Genomic DNA, 19,850 nt, shown 5'->3' with positions numbered 1-19,850 from the left:
TTTAGGCTGGGCGGACCGCGGCGAAATTCATTCGGTATAGGATCGTTCACGACGGCATATCTCTTTGATAATGACTCTACGATGCGAGGTCGATCTGCACAGTTTACAGTTTATTCGCGCGCTTGGCTTGCTAAATGGCAAGAATATTTCGCTCCCTGTGCACTCTGGTCCACGCCGGACCGGTCAGAACTGCTCTTCGGGCCGCAGATAGCGCCATTGGCCGACCGGCAGGTCGCCCAGTTTGACCTTGCCGATGCGGACTCGTTTCAATCCAACAACCTTGAGGCCGACCATGTCGCACATGCGGCGGATCTGGCGCTTCTTGCCTTCGCGCAGCGTGATGCTGAGCTGGTCTTCGTTCTGCCAACGCACCTTGGCCGGCAGCAGCGGCTTGCCGTCCATCCACAGGCCGTGGCACAGCTTTTTCAGGTCGCTGTCCGGCAGCTTGCCGGGCTTGGTGTACTCGACGCGCACCAGGTATTCCTTGTCGACGTCGGTGGTTTCGCCGATCAGGTGCTTGGCCACGCGGCCGTCCTGGGTCAGCACCAGCAGGCCGACCGAGTCGATGTCCAGGCGGCCGGCCGGCACCAGCGAGCGCAGCTGCGTCGGGTGGAAGATCTCCGGCGACGGATCGTCGGGCCAGCGGTTTTCCGGCTTGATCAGCACCACGGCCGGCTGGTAGCCGTCCTCGGCCTGGCCGCTGACGTAGCCCATCGGTTTGTTGATTAGCACGGTGACGCGCTTGGACTGCTCGGCGGCGGCCTGGCGCTCGACGGTGACGCGCTGGCTCGGGTAGATCTTGGTGCCGAGTTCGGAGATGACCTGGCCATCGACCCGTACCCAGCCGCGCGCTATCCACTCGTCCGCCTCGCGGCGCGAGCACAGGCCCAGTTCGGACATGCGTTTGGACAGGCGTAATAATTCTTCGGACATGATGCGTTTTTCGTTTTCTAAAAGGGGTGAAACTAGTTTATACCTTGATCGCGTCCAGCAGGTCGGTTTCAAGCTGGATCTGGCTGCGGGCGTTGTTAAGCGTGGCGCCGTCGATCAGGAACACGTCCTCGACGCGCTCGCCGAGGGTCATCACCTTGGCGGTGTGCAGGTTGATCTTGTACTTGGTGAGCACGTTGGCGATCGAGTACAGCAGGCCGGTGCGGTCGTTGGCCGCCACCGACAGCAGGTAGTACTGGCCGCGCTCGTCCGGGCGCAGGTCCACCGTCGGCTGGATCGGGAAGGTGCGCGACAGGCGCGACAGGCGTCCCTTGCCCGGCGCCGGCAGCGGCTCCAGGTTGGTCAGCAGCGCGCACAGCTCGTGCTCGATCAGGCTGATGATGTCGCGGTAGCTCTTGGCGAAGCTCTGCTCGGTGACCAGGAAGGTGTCGAGCGCGTAGCCGTGGCGGGTGGTGTGGATCTTGGCGTCGAGGATGCTGAAGTTCTTGCGGTCGAAATAGCTGCAGATGCGCGCGAACAGGTCGGGCTGGTCCTGGATGTAGACGGCGATCTGCAGGCCTTCGCCGATCGGCGCCAGGCGGCACTTGACCACCGGCTTGTCGCTGGTGAAGCGGTCGTACAGCGCGCGCGTCTGCCAGGCGATGTCGGAGGCGTCGTGGCGCAGGAAGTAGGCGACGTCGAGCTGCTTCCAGAACGCTTCGTGCGCGTCCGGCGGCAGGCCGTACAGGCGCAAGGTGGCCAGCGCTTCCTGCTGGCGGTGCTTCAGTTCGTGGTCGGCGCTGTGCGGCTCGCCGCCCAGCACGCGCAAGGTGATGCGGTACAGGTCTTCCAGCAGCTTGGCCTTCCACGCGTTCCACACCTTCGGGCTGGTGCCGCGGATGTCGGCCACCGTCAGCAGGTACAGCGCGGTCAGGTGGCGCTCGTCCTTGGCCACCTTGGCGAAGGCGGCGATGACGTCCGGGTCCGACAGGTCCTGTTTCTGCGCCACCTGCGACATGGTCAGGTGGTTTTCGACCAGGAACACCACCAGCTCGGTGTCGTCGGCGCTGACGCCGTGATCGAGACAGAACTGCTCGGCGTCGACCGTGCCCAGCTTGGAGTGGTCGCCGCCGCGGCCCTTGGCGATGTCGTGGAACAGCGCGCCCAGGTACAGCAGCCACGGTTGCGGGAAGTTGGCCATCAGCTGGCTGCAGAACGGGTATTCGTGCGCGTGCTCGGCCATCGTGAAGCGGCGCATATTGCGCACCACCATCAGGATGTGCTGGTCCACCGTGTAGACGTGGAACAGGTCGTGCTGCATCTGGCCGACGATCTTGCGGAAGTTGGGCAGGTAGCGGCCCAGCACCGACAGGTCGTTCATCCGCCGCAGCGCGTGGATGATGCCGACCGGCGCCTGCATGATGCGCAGGAACAGCGCGCGGTTGACCGGATCGGCGCGGAAGGCGGCGTCGATCTTGAAGCGTTCATGCCACAGCGCGCGCATGGTGCGCGAAGTCATGCCCTGCAGCGAAGGGCGCTCCGTCATCAGCACGAAGATCTCCAGCATCGCCGACGGCGTGGTGGCGAAGGTGTCGTCCTCGCTGATGTCGATCAGGCCGTTGACGTCGTTGAAGCGCTCGTTGATGCGCACCGGTACGCCGGCCTTCGGGAACAGCCGTTCCTCGATGTTTTGCAGCAGGATGGTGTTCAGTTGGGTGACGGTCTTGGCGGCCCAGTAGTAGCGCTGCATCAGGTATTCGCTGGCGCGGCGCATGTTGACGCCGCTGCCGGTGGCCTGCAGGCCCAGCGATTCGGCGATCGCGGTCTGGACGTCGAACACCAGCCGGTCTTCGCGCCGGCCGGCGTGCAGGTGCAGGCGCACGCGGATGTCCTTGAAGGCGCGTTCCTTCTCCATCAGCTGCTTGGCTTCGGTCTGCGTGATCAGGCCGCTGGTGGCCAGGGTGCGCCAGGAGTTGGCCAGGCCGGCGGCCTTGACCATCCACAGGATCACCTGCAGGTCGCGCAGGCCGCCCGGGCTTTCCTTGCAGTTCGGCTCCAGGCTGAAGGCGGTGTCTTCGTATTTGGCGTGGCGCTGGCGCATCTCCAGCACCTTGGCGTGGTAGAAGGCGCGCGGGTCCATCGCCGCCTGGTAGCGCTGCTGCAGCTGCTGGAACAGCGGCTCGTCGCCGCAGATCAGGCGCGCTTCCAGCAGGCTGGTTTGCACCGTGATGTCGGCCGCCGATTCGCTCAGGCACTCGTCCACCGTGCGGATGCTGTGGCCGATCTCCAGGCCCAGGTCCCACAGCAGCTGCACCAGCTCCTCCAGCTTGCCGGTGGTGGCGGCGTCCGGCGCTTTTTCCAGCAGGATCAGCAGGTCGACGTCGGAATAGGGGAACAGCTCGCCGCGGCCGTAGCCGCCGACGCCGACCAGCGCGGTGTTGGCCGGCAGCCGGGCTTCATGCCAGGCCGTGGTCAGCACCGCGTCGACGCTCTGGCGCAGGCTGCGCAGCAGCTTCTCCGGCATGCCGTCGGCCTGGAAGCCGGCGATGACGACCTGGCGGTCGGCCTTCAGCTGGCGCTTCAGTTGCTCGCGCAGTTCCTTCTTCATCGCCGCCGTCGTCATGCGGGGCTTAGGCTGGCGTCAGCGAAGCTGGCGCGCGCACGTCGGTGATAAACGCCGGCGGCGGCGGGCTGCCGGCCGACAGCGTCAGCACCTCATAGCCGGTCTCGGTGACCAGGATGGTGTGTTCCCACTGGGCCGACAGGCTGCGGTCCTTGGTTTTGATGGTCCAGCCGTCGCCCATTTCGCGGATTTCGCGCTTGCCGGCGTTGATCATCGGCTCGATGGTGAAGATCATGCCGGCCTGCAGCGCGTCGAGCGTGCCGGGGCGGCCGTAGTGCAGCACTTGCGGCTCTTCGTGGAAGATCTTGCCGATGCCGTGGCCGCAGAATTCGCGCACCACGCTGTAGCCGGCTTTTTCCGCATGCTGCTGGATCACGTGGCCGATGTCGCCCAGGTGCGCGCCGGCTTTGACCTTGGCGATGCCCAGCCACATGCATTCGTAGGTGATGTCGGACAGGCGCTTGGCCAGGATCGACGGCTCGCCGATGAAGAACATGCGGCTGTTGTCGCCGTGGTAGCCGTCCTTGATGACGGTGATGTCGAGGTTGACCACGTCGCCGTTCTTGAGCACCTTGTCGCCGGGGATGCCATGGCAGATGACGTCGTTGACCGAGGTGCAGATGGCCTTGGGGTAGGGCGTGTAACCCGGCGGGCAGTAGTTCAGCGGCGCCGGGATGGTGCCCTGCACGTTGACCATGTATTCGTGGCAGAGGCGATCCAGTTCGCCCGTGGTCACGCCCGGCTTGACGAAGGGCGTGATGTAGTCCAGCACCTCGGAGCCCAGGCGGCCGGCCACGCGCATGCCGGCGATATCTTCGGCGGATTTAATGGAAATAGACATAATGGATCGCAATCAGCAAAGTAAACGGTAAAAACGCAGGCGGCGAGCTGATGGGATCAGCTCGCGGCGTGCAAATATGTCGAAATTATAAACGACGCGGGGCGGCCCCGCTCGGGAATGCGAGGTTGGTGGCCGGCGTGGCGCGTGGGCGCCACGCTCGCGGCCGCGGCCGTGACGCTTCAGCCCTGGCGGGAGGCGCTGCGCCGGCGGCGCGCGGTGACGCCGAGCAGGGCCAGGCCGGCCAGCAGCATGGCCCAGGTATCGGCTTCAGGCACCGGCAAGGGGATGGCGCCATCGCTGTCGTCGCGCAGGGGAGGCAGCAGCGGGAAGGCGCCGCCGTCGGCCAGCAGTTCGGGTACGTCCTCGTCATTGAGCTTGATTGTTTCCAGGCCGCCCGGTTGCCGGCGGAGTTTGCTGGCCCGGTCGGTGACCTGGAGTTTCCGGAGTTCGCGCTCGGCCAAGGCTTCCTCGCTCAGTTCTTCCGGCTCGTGCTGCTCGGCGTCGGCCAGGCCCAGGTCCTTGGCGCCCATCTGGTCGCCCAGGTTGGCGGCGGCCGGCGGCGCGGCGGCCGGCGCTTTGGCGGCGGCCGGCAGGCGGGTGATGCGACTGACATTGCCGCAAATCTTGGGCACCAGGATGCAGTGCTGGTCGACGCAGTAGACCGCGCCCGGCTCCTGGCGCTTCTCGCTCCATTTACCGCGGGTGACGGTGGTGCAAACCGAGGCGGCGCCAAAGTGCATGTCGCGGATGGCCGGATCGTACTGGCTCTTGCCGCTGATGCCGTCACGGGTGATGGTGACCTTGTCATCGGACTGGCCTTCCTCCATGCGGCGCTTGAGCGTGCTGCGCACGGAGGCCGGGATGTCGGTGTAGCGGTCGATGGCGGCGGCGGTCTTGCCGGTGTAAGGATTAACGCCAGGGCGATCCCAGGAGCAACTTGGCTGAACAGTAGAAACTGCGGCTAGCGTCACGGCAAACAGGATGGACATGGGGAGGAACCTTCAATGATGTAGTAGATACGAAATAACTATTAACAATATGAAATTAAAGTTTTCGCCATGATATTACAAAATAGTTACTTATGCTCAAAATGGTTGCCTTTTTATTTGTAACAAGGCATGTCTGTGAGGAAAGGGAGGTGTCGCGAGGCAAAGTTATGCGGCGCACCAGGCCTGGGCGAGGGCGCGCGCAGGCGTACAGTGCTTGCCTAAGTGGCTGTTTTCAGGGTAGAATCTCGGGTTGCTTGAATTCGGTTTTGAGCAATGTTGTAAAAATCCCGTGGAAATCCACATTAATAAACGCGAATCCGGTCGACAAGGGTGCCTATATGGTGACTGATCGGATTCCAGACCCAACCCTGGAGTTTAATATGTCCGTAACTATGCGCGAAATGCTGGAAGCCGGTGTCCACTTCGGTCACCAAACCCGTTTCTGGAACCCAAAGATGGCTCCGTTCATCTTCGGCCACCGCAACAAGATCCATATCATCAACTTGGAAAAGACGATGGGTATGTATCAAGAAGCAATGAAGCACGTGAAACAGGTAGCTTCGAACCGTGGCACCATCCTGATGGTCGGCACCAAGCGTCAAGCTCGCGAAATCATTGCTGCTGAAGCAGCACGCGCAGGCGTTCCTTTCGTCGACCAGCGTTGGTTGGGCGGCATGCTGACCAACTTCAAGACCATCAAGACCTCGATCAAGCGCCTGAAAGACATGGAAGCGACGATCGAAGACGGTTCGGTTGAGAAGCTGTCGAAAAAAGAAGCGCTGATGTTCCAACGCGAAATGATCAAGCTGCAAAAATCGATCGGCGGCATCAAGGACATGGGCGGCGTTCCTGACGCAATCTTCGTCGTTGACGTTGGCTACCATAAAGGCGCCATCACCGAAGCCGCAAAACTGGGCATCCCAGTTATCGGCGTGGTCGATACCAACCACTCGCCAGAAGGCGTTCAGTTCGTCATTCCAGGCAACGACGACTCGTCGAAAGCCATCACTCTGTACGCCCGCGGCGTGGCAGATGCGATCCTGGAAGGCCGTGCTGCTGCCGGTAACGAAGTAGTTGAAATGGTTAAAGCTGCAGCTGGCGACGAATTCGTCGAAGTTTCCGAACAGGCTTAATCGTTCGTAACAAGCTGCAAGGAAAAAGGGGTGGCCAACAGCTCCCCCTTTTTTTTAACGTAAGTGGTTTGAGCAGCGCTCACCACCCCACCCGAACACCGAATACAGGAGAATCACATGGCAGCTATTACTGCAGCAATGGTAGGCGAACTGCGCGCGAAGACTGACGCGCCTATGATGGAATGCAAAAAAGCACTGACCGAAGCCGAAGGCGACATGGGTCGTGCTGAAGAGATCCTGCGCGTCAAGCTGGGCGGCAAGGCATCGAAAGCATCGGCACGCATCACCGCCGAAGGCGTCGTGGCAACCTTCATCGCCGGCGGCGTAGGCGCGCTGGTTGAAGTCAACTCCGAAACCGACTTCGTCGCGAAAAACGACGACTTCCTGGCCTTGGCCAACAACGCCGCACGCCTGGTTGTCGAGCACAACCCGGCCGACGTCGCCGCCCTGCTGGCACTGCCGCTGGACGGCAAGACCCTGGACGAAGTGCGCGCAGCACTGATCGGTAAAATCGGCGAAAACATGTCGATCCGCCGCTTCCAGCGTTTCGAAACCACCGGCAAGCTGGCTTCCTACCTGCACGGCGCGCGCATTGGCGTGATCGTCGACTTCGAAGGCGCCGACGAGCAAGTTGGTAAAGACGTGGCCATGCACATCGCTGCGATGAAGCCAGTGTCGCTGTCGTCCGAGCAGGTTCCAGCGGAACTGATCGAAAAAGAGCGTTCGGTTGCAAAACTGAAAGCTGAAGAAGATGCGGCCAAAGCTATTGCCGAAGGCAAGCCGGCGCAATCGCCGGAAATCCTGGCCAAGCGCCTGGAAGGTTCGGTACAGAAGTACCTGAAAGAAGTATCGCTGCTGAACCAGGCTTTCGTGAAAAACGACAAGCAATCGATCGAGCAGATGCTGAAAGAAAAATCGACCACCGTTAAGGCGTTTGCCATGTACGTGGTAGGCGAGGGCATCGAGAAGAAGGTTGACGACTTCGCCGCAGAAGTAGCCGCACAGATGGCTGCTTCCCAGGGAGCGTAATACCAAAGAAAACGGGCCGAGAGGCCCGTTTTTTTAGCCCGACCAAAGTTTCAAGCAGTACGCAGTCGTTCCCGGCGCCGACCAAGGTATCATAGGCGCCGGCAGCCTTACCCGAATAAACCCAACTTAGGAGCCTCGTCTCATGTCAAAACCAGCCTACAAGCGCGTCCTCCTCAAATTGTCCGGCGAAGCCCTGATGGGCGATGATCCTTACGGCATCAACCGCGGCACGATCGAACGGATGGTCGCCGACGTGGCGGAGGTCGCGAAACTGGGCGTGGAACTGGCGATCGTCATCGGCGGCGGCAACATCTTCCGTGGCGTCGCCCCCGGTGCGCAAGGCATGGACCGCGCCACCGCCGACTACATGGGCATGCTGGCCACCGTCATGAACGCCCTGGCCCTGGCCGACGCGATGCGCCATGTCGGCATCACCGCCCGCGTGATGTCGGCGATCGGCATCGAGCAGGTGGTCGAGCCGTATGTGCGCCCGAAAGCCCTGCAGTATCTGGAAGAAGGCAAGGTCGTGGTGTTTGCGGCCGGCACCGGCAACCCGTTCTTCACCACCGACACCGCAGCGGCGCTGCGCGGTTCGGAGATGAGCGCGGAGATCGTGCTCAAGGCCACCAAGGTCGACGGTGTCTACACCGCCGATCCGAAGAAAGATCCGAACGCCACGCTGTACAGCTCCATTACTTTCGACGAAGCCATCGCCAAGCATTTGCAGGTCATGGACGCCACCGCCTTCGCGCTGTGCCGCGACCAGAAGCTGCCGATCAAGGTGTTCTCCATCACCAAGCCGGGCGCGCTGATGCGCGTCATCATGGGCGAGGATGAGGGTACACTGGTTCACGTTTAAACAATATTTCGATTTCAGGAGAGCAGCAATGTCCGTAGCTGACGTTAAAAAAAGTGCGCAAGAGCGCATGATCAAATCGCTGGAAACCTTGCGCGCCGATCTGGCCAAGGTGCGTACCGGCCGCGCCCACACCGGCATCCTGGACCACGTGCAAGTCGAGTACTACGGTTCGCCGACCGCGCTGACCCAGGTCGCCAACGTGACCCTGATCGACGCCCGCACCATTGGAGTGCAGCCGTTCGAGAAGAAGATGGCCGCCACCATCGAGAAGGCCATCCGCGACGCGGACCTGGGCCTGAACCCGTCGTCGCAGGGCGACATGATCCGCGTGCCGACCCCGCCGTTGACCGAAGAGCGCCGCAAGGAGATGGTCAAGCTGGTCAAGAGCGAAGCGGAAGACGCGAAAATCGCCGTCCGCAACATTCGTCGTGACGCCAACGAAGGCATGAAAAAGCTGGTCAAGGACAAGGCGATCTCGGAAGACGACGAACGCCGCGGCACCGACGAGGTGCAAAAACTGACCGACAAGTTCATCGTTGACATCGACAAGATGGTCGCCGAGAAAGAAAAAGAAGTTCTGACGGTTTAAAACCCGCCGGCGCCAAACTGGGGTCAAGTCTGACATTCGGACACGAGCTGGTCCGTAGCAAGCGCTACGGACCAGCTCGTGTCCGAATGTCAGACTTGACCCCAGGGCGTCTTGTCTTTTTGCGCCACACCTGCAATACTTTATACTTTGGCACCAAAGTTTTGATGAAATATACGAGTTCGACTACTGAGGTTCCAGATGCGCCGTCCGTGCCGCGCCATGTCGCGATCATCATGGATGGCAATGGCCGCTGGGCCACCAAACGCTACCTGCCGCGCGTGGCCGGCCACGTCAAGGGCGTGGACGCCGTGCGCACCGTGGTCGAGGCCTGCGCCCGCCGCGGCGTCGAGTACCTGACCCTGTTCGCCTTCAGCTCCGAAAACTGGCGCCGCCCGGAAGAGGAAGTGTCCCTGCTGATGCGCCTGTTCGTGACGGCGCTGGACCGCGAAGTGTCCAAGCTGCACGCCAATGACATCCGCCTCAAGGTGGTCGGCGACCTGACCCGCTTTGACGACAAGCTGCAAGGCATGATCGCCAGCGCCGAGCGCAAGACCGCCAACAACACCCGCATGACCGTCACCGTGTGCGCCAACTATGGCGGCCGCTGGGACATCATGCAGGCGGTCGGCCAGATGGTGGCCGCCCATCCCGGCGCCGCCAACTTCACCGAGGAGCAGCTGGCGCCGCACCTGGCGATGGCCTACGCGCCCGAGCCCGACCTGTTCATCCGCACCGGCGGCGAGCAGCGCATCTCCAATTTCCTGCTGTGGCAGCTCGCCTACACCGAACTGTTCTTCACCGATACCTACTGGCCCGATTTCTCGATCGAGAGCCTCGACGAGGCGATTGCCTCCTACCAGCATCGGGAACGCCGCTTCGGCCGCACCGGCGCGCAACTGGCGGAAAAGAAAAGCTGATGCTGAAAACTAGGATTATTACCGCTCTGGTCTTGCTGGCGGTGTTGCTGCCGGTCCTGTTCTTCAACTATTTCCCAGCGTTTGCCGTCGTCGTCACGCTGTTCCTGGGCGCCGCGATGTGGGAGGGCGCCCGCCTGTTCGGCCTGTCCGCCATGCGCGCGCGCGTGGCCGGCATCGCCGGCGCGGTGCTGTTCGTGTTCCTGCTGCAGCACTCGGGCAAGCCGGGCGCGCTCAACGCGCTGTTCGGCGCGGCCTGCCTGCTGTGGCTGATCCGCTATGCGCCGTCGCTGGGCCTGGGCCTGCCGCCGCTGGCCGGCGCGGCCAACTGGTCGCTGGCCATCACCTTCAGCTTCGCCATCTTCGCCTGCTTCTTCGCCATCGTCAGCCTGTACCAGCATTCGGCGCTGTACCTGCTGTCGGTGATGGCGCTGGTGTGGGTCGCCGACATCGGCGCCTACTTCTCCGGCAAGGCCTTCGGCAAGCGCAAGCTGGCGCCGTCGATCTCGCCGGGCAAATCCTGGGAGGGCGCGATCGGCGGCGGCGTCGCCGTGCTGGCCATCGCCTCGATCAGCATGCTGCTGGCCGCCGGCCAGCCATGGCTGCGGGACACCTTCGCCTTCCAATTGCAGGCGCGCTTCGGCTGGGCCCTGGCCCTGCTGCTGCTGCTGCTGATCGTCGCCGCGTCGGTGATCGGCGACCTGTTCGAATCCCAACTCAAGCGCCGCGCCGCCATCAAGGACAGCAGCAATCTGCTGCCAGGCCACGGCGGCGTGCTTGATCGTATCGACGCCTTGATCCCGGTCCTGCCGCTGGCCGCGCTGATCGGCTCCTGGTTCTGAAAGAATAACTATGCAACGCATCACCATCCTTGGCGCCACCGGTTCGATCGGCGTGTCCACGCTGGACGTGCTCGCCCGTCACCCCGAGCGCTATACCGTCTACGCCCTGTCGGCGCATAGCCGGGTCGAGGAACTGGCGGCCCAGTGCATCCAGTTCCGTCCCGCGCGCGCGGTGGTCGGCACGGCCGCCGGCGCCAGCGCGCTGACGGCGCTGCTGCGCGCCGCCGGCGTCAACACCGAAGTGGAATATGGCGAGGCGGCGCTGTGCAGCATCGCCAGCGCGCCGGAAGTCGACAGTGTGATGGCCGCCATCGTCGGCGCCGCCGGCCTGGCGCCGACCTTGGCCGCGGCCCGCGCCGGCAAGAAGGTCCTGCTGGCCAACAAGGAGGCGCTGGTGATGTCCGGCCAGTTGTTCATCGACGCCGCTCATGCGGCGGGCGCGGTGCTGCTACCGATCGACAGCGAACACAATGCGATCTTCCAGGGCATGCCGCAGTTCGGCGGCCGCATGCCGGCGGTGCGCGACCGCAAGGCCGGCATCGCCAAGATCCTGCTGACCGCTTCCGGCGGCCCGTTCCTGACGCGCGACGTCGCCACGCTTGACGCGGTGACGCCGGAGCAGGCCTGCAAGCATCCCAATTGGTCGATGGGCCGCAAGATCTCGGTTGATTCCGCGACCATGATGAACAAGGGCCTGGAAGTGATCGAGGCGCACTGGCTGTTCGGCGCGCCGGCCGAGCAGATCGAGGTGGTGATCCATCCGCAGTCGGTGATCCATTCGATGGTGTCGTATGTCGACGGTTCCGTGTTGGCGCAGTTGGGCAATCCCGACATGCGCACGCCGATCGCCCACGCGCTGGCCTACCCGGAGCGCATCGAATCGGGCGTGGCCCAGCTGGACCTGACGCAGATCGCCACGCTGCAATTCGAGCGTCCCGACTTCAACCGCTTCCCCTGCCTGGCGCTGGCCTTCGAGGCGCTCAAGGCCGGCGGCACCGCGCCGGCGCTGCTGAACGCGGCCAACGAGATCGCCGTGCAAGCCTTCCTCGATTTGAAGATCGGCTTCCGCCAGATCGACCGCGTGAGCGCGCATGTGATGGAGGCGCTGCCGCACGGCGATGCGCACAGCATCGAAGCGGTGATGGCGCAGGATGCGCTGGCGCGGGCCGCCGCTGAAGCCTATATCGCCGGACTGGCAAAATGAACTTCCTGCAAACCGTGCTGGCATTTGTCGTCTGCCTGGGCTCCCTGATCATCTTCCACGAATTGGGGCACTACCTGGTGGCGCGCTGGTGCGGGGTGAAGGTGCTGCGCTTCTCGGTCGGCATGGGTAAGGTGGTGTGGTCGCGCCGTTTCGGGCCCGACCAGACCGAGTGGGCGGTGTCGGCGCTGCCGTTGGGCGGCTACGTCAAGATGCTCGACTCGCGCGAGGGCGACCTGGGCGACCTGCCGCCGGAAGACCTCAAGCGTGAATTCACCCGCCAGAACGTATGGAAGCGCATCGCCATCGTGGCCGCAGGCCCGCTGGCCAATTTCCTGATCGCGATCGTGCTGTTCGCCGGCCTGTACATGCACGGCGTCGAAGAACCGACCAGCAAGATCAGCGTGCGCGCCAGCGAGCCTGCAATGGCGGGGGGCGCGCCCACCGTCGCCTGGAGCGCCGGCCTGCGCAGCGGCGACGTGGTCACCGCTGTCAACGAGCAGCCGGTGGCCGTGTGGTCCGAGCTGCGCTGGAACCTGATCCAGGCCGCCATCGATAAAAAAGAGGCCCGCGTCGCCGTTGAACGCGTGGGGCAGGGCCGCTTCACTTTCGTGCTGCCGGCCGACGCCCTGGCGACGCTGGACCTGGAAGGCGACGTGCCGGGTAAGCTCGGTGTGGGCGTGGGCCGTCCGGCGCCGGTGGTGCAGGAAGTGATACCGGGCGGTCCCGCCGCGCGCGCCGGCCTGCTCAAGGGCGACCTGCTGCTGTCGGTGGACGACACGCCGGTGGGCGACGGCATCGCCTTCATCGACATTATCCGCGCCTCGGCCGGCAAGACGGTGCAGGTGGCGGTGCGCCGCGCCGGCCAGCAGCTGGTGCTGCCCATGGTGCCCCAGGCCGAGCAGGCAAAAACCGGTAAGGGAACTGTAACAGTCGGTAAGATCAGCGCTTACGTCGAGCAGCAGCCGGATATGATCACCGTGCCATCATCCCCGATTGCGGCCATCGGCAAGTCGGTGGCGCGGGTATGGGATACCTGCACCATGACGGTCAAAATGATCGGCAAGATGATCACCGGCGAAGTCTCGCTGAAGAACGTCACCGGCCCGATCACCATCGCCGATTATGCCGGGCAGACCGCGCGTATGGGCGTGGCCAGCTATTTGAGCTTCATCGCCTTCATCAGCATCAGTTTGGGGGTAATGAATTTGCTACCAATTCCCGTTCTAGATGGGGGGCATTTGCTGTATTATTCGCTGGAAGTTTTAACTGGGCGTTCTGTGCCGGAGCGTTTTGGTGAGATTGCGCAGCGCCTGGGCATGGGCTTGTTACTGACGTTGATGCTGCTGGCGGTGTTTAACGACGTCGCGCGGCTGCTGTAACAGGCTCGCTTTGTATATAAAAGTAGTTCGTTGATTTAGCCATTGAATAACCCCAATGAAATTATATTCTGACCGTATTAACTCAACTTCCTTTCGCCGCAGCCTGATCGGCGCCGCTGTCCTGGCGCTGTGCGCCGGCAGTGCCATGGCCATCGAGCCCTTCGTCATCAAAGACATCCGCGTCGAAGGGATCCAGCGTACGGAAGCCGGTACGGTCTTCAGCTACCTGCCGGTGCGGGTCGGCGAGACCTTCAACGACGACAAATCCATCACCGCCATCAAGGCGCTGTATGCCACCGGCTTCTTCAAGGACGTCAAGCTCGAAGCCGACGGCGGCGTGCTGGTGGTGCTGGTCGAGGAACGCCCGGCCATCTCCAAGGTGGAGTTCACCGGCACCAAGGAATTTGAAAAAGACACGCTGGTCAAGGCGCTGAAGGACATCGGCGTCGGCGAGACCAAGATTTTCGACAAGGCCTCGGTCGACCGCGCCGAGCAGGAACTGAAGCGCCAGTATCTGTCGCACGGCCTGTATGGCGTCAAGATCGTCACCACCGTCACCCCGATCGAGCGTAACCGCGTCAACATCACCTTCGCGGTGGACGAGGGCGACATCGCCAAGATCAAGCAGATCAACATCGTTGGCAACAAGGTGTTCTCGGACAAAGAGCTGAAAGACCAGCTGGCCCTGAACACCGGCGGCTGGTTCAGCTGGTACACCAAGGCCGACCAGTACTCCAAGACCAAGCTGACCGGCGATATCGAATCGCTCAAGTCCTACTATCTGAATCGCGGCTACATCGAGATGCAGATCGAATCGACCCAGGTGTCGATCACGCCGGACAAGAAGGACATCTACATCACCATCAACATCACCGAAGGCGAGAAGTACAAGGTCTCCGGCATCAAGTTCGAAGGCGAGACCTTCGGCCGCGAAGAGGAACTGCGTTCGCTGGTGCTGCTGCGTCCGGGCGAAACCTATTCGGGTGAGCGCCTGACCGCCACCAACAAACTGATCTCCGATCGCCTGGGTACCTTCGGCTACGCCTTCGCCAACGTCAACGCCAATCCGGAAATCGACCAGAAGAAGCGCGAAGTCGCCTTCACCTTCTTCATCGATCCGGGCAAGCGCGCCTACGTGCGCCACATGAATATCGCCGGCAACACCACCACCCGCGACGAAGTGATACGCCGCGAGTTCCGCCAGTTCGAATCGTCGTGGTACGACGCCAACAAGATCAAGCTCTCGCGCGACCGCGTCGACCGCCTCGGCTACTTCAAGGACGTCACCATCGACACGCCGGAAGCCCAGGGCACGTCCGACCAGGTCGACGTCAACCTGACCGTGGTCGAAAAGCCGACCGGTAACTTCCAGATCGGCGGCGCGTTCTCGCAGTCGGAGAAGTTCACCTTCCAGGCGGCGATCCAGCAGGCCAACTTCGCCGGTTCGGGCACCACCGTCGGCATCGAGTTCAATACGTCGAAATACAGCCGCACGCTGTCGTTCTCGCAGACCGACCCTTACTACACCGACGACGGCATCTCGCGTTCGTACGAAGTCTACCTGCGCACGCAGCAGCCGCCGGCCCTCAACATCGGTAGCTACACCATCCGCCAGCAGGGTGGCCGCATCAGCTACGGCGTGCCGTTCTCGGAAGTCGACACGGTGTTCTTCGGTATCGGTCTGGAACGCTCGCGCATCACCACCGACGCCACCTCGCCGGTGCGCTTCAAAGACTACGTGACCACCATTACCGGCAACGCGGACGGCATCGGCACCGCGTCGACCAACGCCGTGCCATTGACGGCGGCGTGGGCGCGCGACAGCCGCGATTCGGCGCTGACGCCGACCGTGGGCCGCTTCCAGCGCGCCAACCTGGAACTGGATGTGATCGGCCAGCAGAAGTACTATCGCGCGGTCTACGAGCAGCAGTGGTACAAGCCGCTGTTCTCCAAGGTGACGCTGGCGTTGAAGGGCGAGATCGATTACGGTCATGGCCTGGGCAACAGCAGCTACCCGGTGTTCAAGAACTTCTACGGCGGCGGCATCGGTTCGGTGCGCGGCTACCTGAGCTCCTCGCTGGGCGCGGTCGATCAGGTGTACGGCGATGCGCTGGGCGGCGCCTCGCGCCTGCTCGGCACGGCCGAACTGCAGCTGCCGTTCCCTGGCTCGGGCCAGGACCGCAGCCTGCGCTGGTTCGGTTTCGTCGACACCGGCCAGGTCTACCAGGAAGGCGCGAAGATGCGCGCTTCCGAGCTGCGCTACTCGTCGGGCCTGGGCATCAGCTGGATTTCGCCGGTCGGTCCGCTCAAGTTGAGTTATGCTAAGCCTTTGAACGCCAAGCCGGGCGACCGCCTGGAACGCTTCCAGTTCCAGATGGGTACCGGCTTCTAAGGTGGGTTTGATGGCATTGAGTATTGATATTTACTTCGGAGAAACAAGTTGAAGACTGCGTCCGCTACCCTGACCAAATCTCTCGCCGTGCTTGCACTGGGCTGGTGTGCATTGGCGCCGGTGCAGGCCCAGACCTCGGCCTCGCGCATCGCGTGGCTGAGTCCTGAGCGCATCTACAACGAATCCAAGCTGGCCAAGCTGGCCGGCGAGAAGCTGCAGGAAGAGTTCAAGAGCCGCGAGAAGGCCATGCAGGATATGGCCGGACGCCTGAAGGCGGCGTCGGAAAAGCTGGAGAAGGACGTACCGACGCTGGCCGAAGCGGACCGCATCAAGCGCCAGCGCGACGTGTTCGAGCTGGATAAGGAATACCAGCGCCGCCAGCGCGAGTTCCGCGAAGACCTGAACCAGCGCACCAACGAGGAACGCCAGGCGATCTCGGAAAAAGCCACCAAGATCATCAAGCAGATGGCGGCGGTGGAGGGTTTCGACATCGTGCTGCAGGATGCGGTCTGGGCCAGCCCGCGCATCGACATCACCGACAAGGTGCTGGCCGCGCTGGATAAAGACAAGTAAAACACATCAAGATTGGATCACCCGATGGGCACTCGACTAGGGGAATTGGTCGAACGCCTCGGCGGGCAGTTGGTGGGGGATGCGAACCTGGAAGTGACCGGGATCGCGCCACTGACGGACGCCGGCGTTTCGCACATCAGCTTTCTCAGCAATAGCAAACTGCGCGCGCAAGCGCTGCAAAGCCAGGCGGCGGCACTGATCGTGTCGGCCGCCGATGACGCTTTTATCGCCGCCGGCTATGCGGGCGCGCGCATCGTCACCAATAATCCGTACGTGTATTTCGCCCGCGCGGCGCAGTATTTCGAATCGCTGACGGCCATCGTGCCGGCGCCGGGCGTGCACGCCAGCGCCGTGGTGGCGGCCGACGCGGTGATCGCCGCCAGCGCCCATGTGGGCGCGCGCGCGGTGATCGAGAGCGGCGCCGTGATCGGCGAGCGCGCGGTGATCGACGCCGGCTGCTACATCGGCCGCGACGCCGTCATCGGCGAGGACACGCATTTGTTCGCCAACGTGACCTTCCAGGCGCGCTGCGTGATCGGCAAGCGCGGCATCATCCATTCGGGCGCGGTGATCGGCACCGACGGTTTCGGTTTCGCCAACGAGGGCGGGGTCTACATCAAGATTCCGCAAACCGGGCGGGTGGTGATCGGCGACGATGTGGACATCGGCGCCAACACCACCATCGACCGCGGCGCCCTGGCCGACACGATTTTGGAAGACGGCGTCAAGCTGGACAACCAGATCCAGATCGGCCACAACTGCCATATCGGCGCGCACACGGCGATGGCCGGCTGCGTCGGCGTGGCTGGCAGCGCCAAGATCGGCAAATACTGCACCTTCGGCGGGGCCGCGATGGTGCTGGGCCACCTGACCATCGCCGACAAGGTGCATGTGGGTTCGGGCAGCATGGTTTCGCGCTCCATCCTGGAGCCGGGACAGTACACCGGCTTCTATCCGCTGGCAAAGAACAGCGAGTGGGAAAAATCCGCCGCCATCGTCCGCAACCTGTCGACGATGCGGGATAAAATCCGCGCGCTGGAAAAAACAATTAAAACATTGACGAATCAAGACGAGAAATAATCATGACCACTACCGACATCACCACCCCCACCGAATCCACTTGCGTCAAGAAATGCATGGACATCCATCAGATCAAGCAGTACCTGCCGCATCGCTATCCGATGCTGCTGGTCGACCGCGTGCTGGACTGGGAGTCGGGCAAGACCATCACCGCCATCAAGAACGTCACCGCCAATGAGGAGTTCTTCAACGGCCACTTCCCGCACAAGCCGGTGATGCCGGGCGTGCTGATGATCGAAGCGATGGCACAAACCGCGGCCATCCTGTCCTTCCTGACCATGGACATCAAGCCGGACGAGAATTCGGTGGTGTACTTCGTCGGCATCGACAACGCGCGCTTCAAGCGTCCGGTGGAACCGGGCGACCAGCTGGTGATGAACGTCGAGATCCTGCGCGTCTCGCGCGGCATCTGGAAATACAAGGCGGTCGGCTCGGTCGACGGCCAGACCGCGGTCGAGGCGGACCTGATGTGCACCATCCGCAGCGCCACCGACGCCAGTCAGCCTGCAGGGAAGTAATCATGGCCAAGATTCACGCCACCGCCATCATCGATCCGAAGGCGCAGCTCGACGAATCCGTCGAGGTGGGACCGTATTCGGTGATCGGCCCCAACGTGGTGATCGGCGCGCGCACCGTGGTTGGTCCGCACGTGGTCATCGAGGGCAACACCACCATCGGCACCGACAACAAGTTGTTCCAGTTCTCGTCGATCGGCGCCGCGCCGCAGGACAAGAAGTGGAACGGCGAGCCGACCCGCCTGACCATCGGCGACCGCAACACCATCCGCGAGTTCTGCACCTTCAACACCGGCACGGTGCAGGACAAGGGCGTGACCTCGCTGGGCAACGACAACTGGATCTCGGCCTACGTCCACCTGGCGCACGACTGCCAGGTCGGTAGCAACACCATCTTCTCGAACAACGCGCAGATCGCCGGCCACGTCGAAATTGGCGACTGGGTGATCATGAGCGGCTTCGCCAATGTGCACCAGTTCTGCAAGATCGGCGCGCACGCGTTTGTCGGCATGAGCACCTCGCTGACGCAGGACGTGCCGCCGTTCGTGCTGTTGAACGGTAATCCGGCACAGGCGCACGGCGTCAACATCGAAGGCCTGAAGCGGCGCGGCTTTACGCGCGAGCAGATCAACGGCATCCGCACCGCGTACAAGTTGATCTACCGCTCCGGCCTGACGCTGGAAGAAGCCAAGGTCGCATTGCAGGCGGAAGAAGATGCGATGCCGGCAGCGGCCGAGCAAATCCGCTCGATGCGCGAATTCCTCAACGTCGCCAGCCGTGGCATCGTCCGCTGACCTGACGGCGCCGGCCACGACGCCGCTGTCGGTGGCGCTGGTGGCGGGCGAGCCGTCGGGCGACTTGCTGGCTGCGCGTCTGTTGTCCGGCCTGCGCCCGCATCTGCCGGAGGCGCGCTTCCACGGCATCGGCGGCGAACACATGATGGCGCAGGGCTTCGAATCGCATTGGCCGATGGACAAGCTGACCGTGCGCGGTCTGCTGGCTGTGATCCCGCGCTATCGCGAAATCAAGGGCATCCAGAACCAGCTGCGCGACCAGCTGCTGGCCGAGCGGCCGGCTGCCTTCATCGGCGCCGACTATCCGGGCTTTAACCTGGGCCTGGAAGAGCAGCTCAAGGCGGCCGGGATTCCGACCATCCATTACATCGGGCCGCAGATCTGGGCCTGGCGCGGTGGGCGCATCAAGAAAATCATCCGGGCCGTATCGCACATGCTGGTGGTGTTTCCTTTTGAAGAGGAGATCTACCGCCAGGCCGGCGTGCCGGTCACGTATGTCGGCCACCCGCTGGCGGAGCTGATCCCGCTGGCGCCGGACGTGGCGGGCGCGCGGCGCGCGCTGGGCATCCCGGAGGACGCCAACGTGGTGACCATCATGCCGGGCAGCCGCATGTCCGAGATCAAGTACAACACGGTGGCCTTCATCACTGCGGCGCGGCTGCTCAAGCAGCGCGACCGGTCGCTGCGTTTCGTGGCGCCGATGGCGGGTGAACGCCAGCGCCAATACTTCCTCGAACTGGTGGCGCAGGCCGGCCTGCAGGACGTTGAAGTGCAGCTGCTGGACGGGCAATCGCATACGGCCATCGCCGCGGCCGACGCGGTGCTGGTGGCGTCGGGCACGGCGTCGCTGGAAGTGGCGCTGTTCAAGAAGCCGATGGTGATCGCCTATCGCATGGCGGAGCTGGAATGGCAGATCCTGCGGCACTTCAACTACCAGCCGTGGATCGGCATGCCGAACATCCTGGCGCGCGAGTTCCTGGTGCCGGAGCTGCTGCAGAACGCCGCCAATCCCGAAGCCCTGGCGGAAGCCATGTGGAAGCAGCTGAGCGACGCGCCGCATCGCCTGCGGCTGACCGAGCGCTTCACCGACATGCATCACAGCCTGCTGCGCAACAGCGCGGTGGAGAGCGCGGCCGCCGTGCTTAAAGTAATCAAAGCTTAAGA

At 63.0% G+C, this 19,850-nt stretch carries 18 protein-coding genes; 14 read left to right on the top strand and 4 right to left on the bottom strand.

Translation table 11 applies throughout. The features are described from left to right. Positions 1-183: 183 nt before the first annotated feature. The 4 genes from KVP70_RS01495 to KVP70_RS01480 all read right to left on the bottom strand — a co-directional run bounded on the left by KVP70_RS01495 (position 184) and on the right by KVP70_RS01480 (position 5,383). Complete coding sequence (locus tag KVP70_RS01495; RefSeq protein ID WP_217940239.1) at positions 184-933, bottom strand: pseudouridine synthase; 750 nt, start codon at positions 931-933, stop codon at positions 184-186. Positions 934-970: 37 nt separating this feature from the next. Beyond that, positions 971-3,553 carry a [protein-PII] uridylyltransferase gene (locus tag KVP70_RS01490; RefSeq protein ID WP_229224516.1) on the bottom strand — a complete coding sequence of 861 codons (2,583 nt, stop codon included), beginning with the start codon at positions 3,551-3,553 and terminating at the stop codon, positions 971-973. Positions 3,554-3,560: 7 nt separating this feature from the next. Then, the gene (map, locus tag KVP70_RS01485; RefSeq protein WP_217940510.1) at positions 3,561-4,397 is read right to left on the bottom strand and encodes a type I methionyl aminopeptidase; all 837 of its coding nucleotides are present in this window, start codon (positions 4,395-4,397) and stop codon (positions 3,561-3,563) included. A 176-nt stretch (positions 4,398-4,573) separates the two neighbouring features. Next, positions 4,574-5,383 (bottom strand): MHFG family PEP-CTERM protein, encoded by an 810-nt coding sequence (locus KVP70_RS01480; protein ID WP_217940238.1) that lies wholly within the window; start codon positions 5,381-5,383, stop codon positions 4,574-4,576. Between the two features lie 380 nt (positions 5,384-5,763). On the opposite strand from KVP70_RS01480, the gene rpsB reads away from it, so the two are divergent. From rpsB to lpxB, 14 genes are all read left to right on the top strand, one after another. Next, entirely contained in the window at positions 5,764-6,516 is a 753-nt protein-coding gene (gene rpsB, locus KVP70_RS01475; RefSeq protein ID WP_217940509.1) for a 30S ribosomal protein S2, read from the top strand. Between the two features lie 117 nt (positions 6,517-6,633). Next, positions 6,634-7,545 (top strand): translation elongation factor Ts, encoded by a 912-nt coding sequence (gene tsf, locus KVP70_RS01470; RefSeq protein WP_217940237.1) that lies wholly within the window; start codon positions 6,634-6,636, stop codon positions 7,543-7,545. 142 nt (positions 7,546-7,687) lie between these two features. Further along, positions 7,688-8,404 carry a UMP kinase gene (gene pyrH / locus KVP70_RS01465; RefSeq protein WP_020702755.1) on the top strand — a complete coding sequence of 239 codons (717 nt, stop codon included), beginning with the start codon at positions 7,688-7,690 and terminating at the stop codon, positions 8,402-8,404. Positions 8,405-8,432: 28 nt separating this feature from the next. Further along, the gene (gene frr / locus KVP70_RS01460) at positions 8,433-8,993 is read left to right on the top strand and encodes a ribosome recycling factor (protein WP_008449292.1); all 561 of its coding nucleotides are present in this window, start codon (positions 8,433-8,435) and stop codon (positions 8,991-8,993) included. A gap of 164 nt (positions 8,994-9,157) precedes the next feature. Next, positions 9,158-9,910 (top strand): polyprenyl diphosphate synthase, encoded by a 753-nt coding sequence (uppS, locus tag KVP70_RS01455; RefSeq protein ID WP_217940236.1) that lies wholly within the window; start codon positions 9,158-9,160, stop codon positions 9,908-9,910. Continuing rightward, a complete protein-coding gene (locus tag KVP70_RS01450) occupies positions 9,910-10,749 on the top strand; it encodes a phosphatidate cytidylyltransferase (protein ID WP_217940235.1) in 840 nt (279 codons plus the stop codon). Before uppS ends, KVP70_RS01450 begins: the two co-directional genes overlap by 1 nt. A 10-nt stretch (positions 10,750-10,759) precedes the next feature. Beyond that, positions 10,760-11,953 (top strand): 1-deoxy-D-xylulose-5-phosphate reductoisomerase, encoded by a 1,194-nt coding sequence (gene ispC, locus KVP70_RS01445; RefSeq protein WP_217940234.1) that lies wholly within the window; start codon positions 10,760-10,762, stop codon positions 11,951-11,953. Further along, a complete protein-coding gene (gene rseP, locus KVP70_RS01440) occupies positions 11,950-13,332 on the top strand; it encodes an RIP metalloprotease RseP (RefSeq protein WP_217940233.1) in 1,383 nt (460 codons plus the stop codon). Before ispC ends, rseP begins: the two co-directional genes overlap by 4 nt. Before the next feature lie 55 nt (positions 13,333-13,387). After that, positions 13,388-15,724 (top strand): outer membrane protein assembly factor BamA, encoded by a 2,337-nt coding sequence (bamA, locus tag KVP70_RS01435; RefSeq protein ID WP_217940232.1) that lies wholly within the window; start codon positions 13,388-13,390, stop codon positions 15,722-15,724. Between the two features lie 48 nt (positions 15,725-15,772). Further along, positions 15,773-16,297 (top strand): OmpH/Skp family outer membrane protein, encoded by a 525-nt coding sequence (locus KVP70_RS01430; RefSeq protein WP_217940231.1) that lies wholly within the window; start codon positions 15,773-15,775, stop codon positions 16,295-16,297. 24 nt (positions 16,298-16,321) lie between these two features. Beyond that, complete coding sequence (lpxD, locus tag KVP70_RS01425) at positions 16,322-17,377, top strand: UDP-3-O-(3-hydroxymyristoyl)glucosamine N-acyltransferase (RefSeq protein WP_217940230.1); 1,056 nt, start codon at positions 16,322-16,324, stop codon at positions 17,375-17,377. Between the two features lie 2 nt (positions 17,378-17,379). Beyond that, positions 17,380-17,895, top strand: a complete 516-nt coding sequence (gene fabZ, locus KVP70_RS01420) for a 3-hydroxyacyl-ACP dehydratase FabZ (RefSeq protein WP_217940229.1) — start codon at positions 17,380-17,382, stop codon at positions 17,893-17,895. A gap of 2 nt (positions 17,896-17,897) precedes the next feature. Further along, positions 17,898-18,686 (top strand): acyl-ACP--UDP-N-acetylglucosamine O-acyltransferase, encoded by a 789-nt coding sequence (lpxA, locus tag KVP70_RS01415; protein ID WP_217940228.1) that lies wholly within the window; start codon positions 17,898-17,900, stop codon positions 18,684-18,686. After that, positions 18,670-19,848 carry a lipid-A-disaccharide synthase gene (lpxB, locus tag KVP70_RS01410; RefSeq protein ID WP_217940227.1) on the top strand — a complete coding sequence of 393 codons (1,179 nt, stop codon included), beginning with the start codon at positions 18,670-18,672 and terminating at the stop codon, positions 19,846-19,848. Before lpxA ends, lpxB begins: the two co-directional genes overlap by 17 nt. The last annotated feature ends 2 nt before the right edge of the window (positions 19,849-19,850 follow it).

Source organism: Duganella violaceipulchra (assembly GCF_019166075.1).
Lineage (GTDB): Bacteria > Pseudomonadota > Gammaproteobacteria > Burkholderiales > Burkholderiaceae_D > Rugamonas > Rugamonas violaceipulchra.
Note: the sequence above shows the minus strand (reverse complement) of the source record. Positions and strands in the feature narration are given on the sequence as shown.

Coding starts and splice junctions, on each gene's coding strand:
- KVP70_RS01450 (WP_217940235.1), top strand. CDS start 9,910: ATGCTGAAAACTAGGATTATTACCGCTCTGGTCTTGCTGGCGGTGTTG.
- KVP70_RS01490 (WP_229224516.1), bottom strand. CDS start 3,553: ATGACGACGGCGGCGATGAAGAAGGAACTGCGCGAGCAACTGAAGCGC.
- rseP (WP_217940233.1), top strand. CDS start 11,950: ATGAACTTCCTGCAAACCGTGCTGGCATTTGTCGTCTGCCTGGGCTCC.
- lpxA (WP_217940228.1), top strand. CDS start 17,898: ATGGCCAAGATTCACGCCACCGCCATCATCGATCCGAAGGCGCAGCTC.
- fabZ (WP_217940229.1), top strand. CDS start 17,380: ATGACCACTACCGACATCACCACCCCCACCGAATCCACTTGCGTCAAG.
- frr (WP_008449292.1), top strand. CDS start 8,433: ATGTCCGTAGCTGACGTTAAAAAAAGTGCGCAAGAGCGCATGATCAAA.
- uppS (WP_217940236.1), top strand. CDS start 9,158: ATGAAATATACGAGTTCGACTACTGAGGTTCCAGATGCGCCGTCCGTG.
- tsf (WP_217940237.1), top strand. CDS start 6,634: ATGGCAGCTATTACTGCAGCAATGGTAGGCGAACTGCGCGCGAAGACT.
- pyrH (WP_020702755.1), top strand. CDS start 7,688: ATGTCAAAACCAGCCTACAAGCGCGTCCTCCTCAAATTGTCCGGCGAA.
- ispC (WP_217940234.1), top strand. CDS start 10,760: ATGCAACGCATCACCATCCTTGGCGCCACCGGTTCGATCGGCGTGTCC.
- bamA (WP_217940232.1), top strand. CDS start 13,388: ATGAAATTATATTCTGACCGTATTAACTCAACTTCCTTTCGCCGCAGC.
- KVP70_RS01480 (WP_217940238.1), bottom strand. CDS start 5,383: ATGTCCATCCTGTTTGCCGTGACGCTAGCCGCAGTTTCTACTGTTCAG.
- rpsB (WP_217940509.1), top strand. CDS start 5,764: ATGTCCGTAACTATGCGCGAAATGCTGGAAGCCGGTGTCCACTTCGGT.
- KVP70_RS01495 (WP_217940239.1), bottom strand. CDS start 933: ATGTCCGAAGAATTATTACGCCTGTCCAAACGCATGTCCGAACTGGGC.
- lpxD (WP_217940230.1), top strand. CDS start 16,322: ATGGGCACTCGACTAGGGGAATTGGTCGAACGCCTCGGCGGGCAGTTG.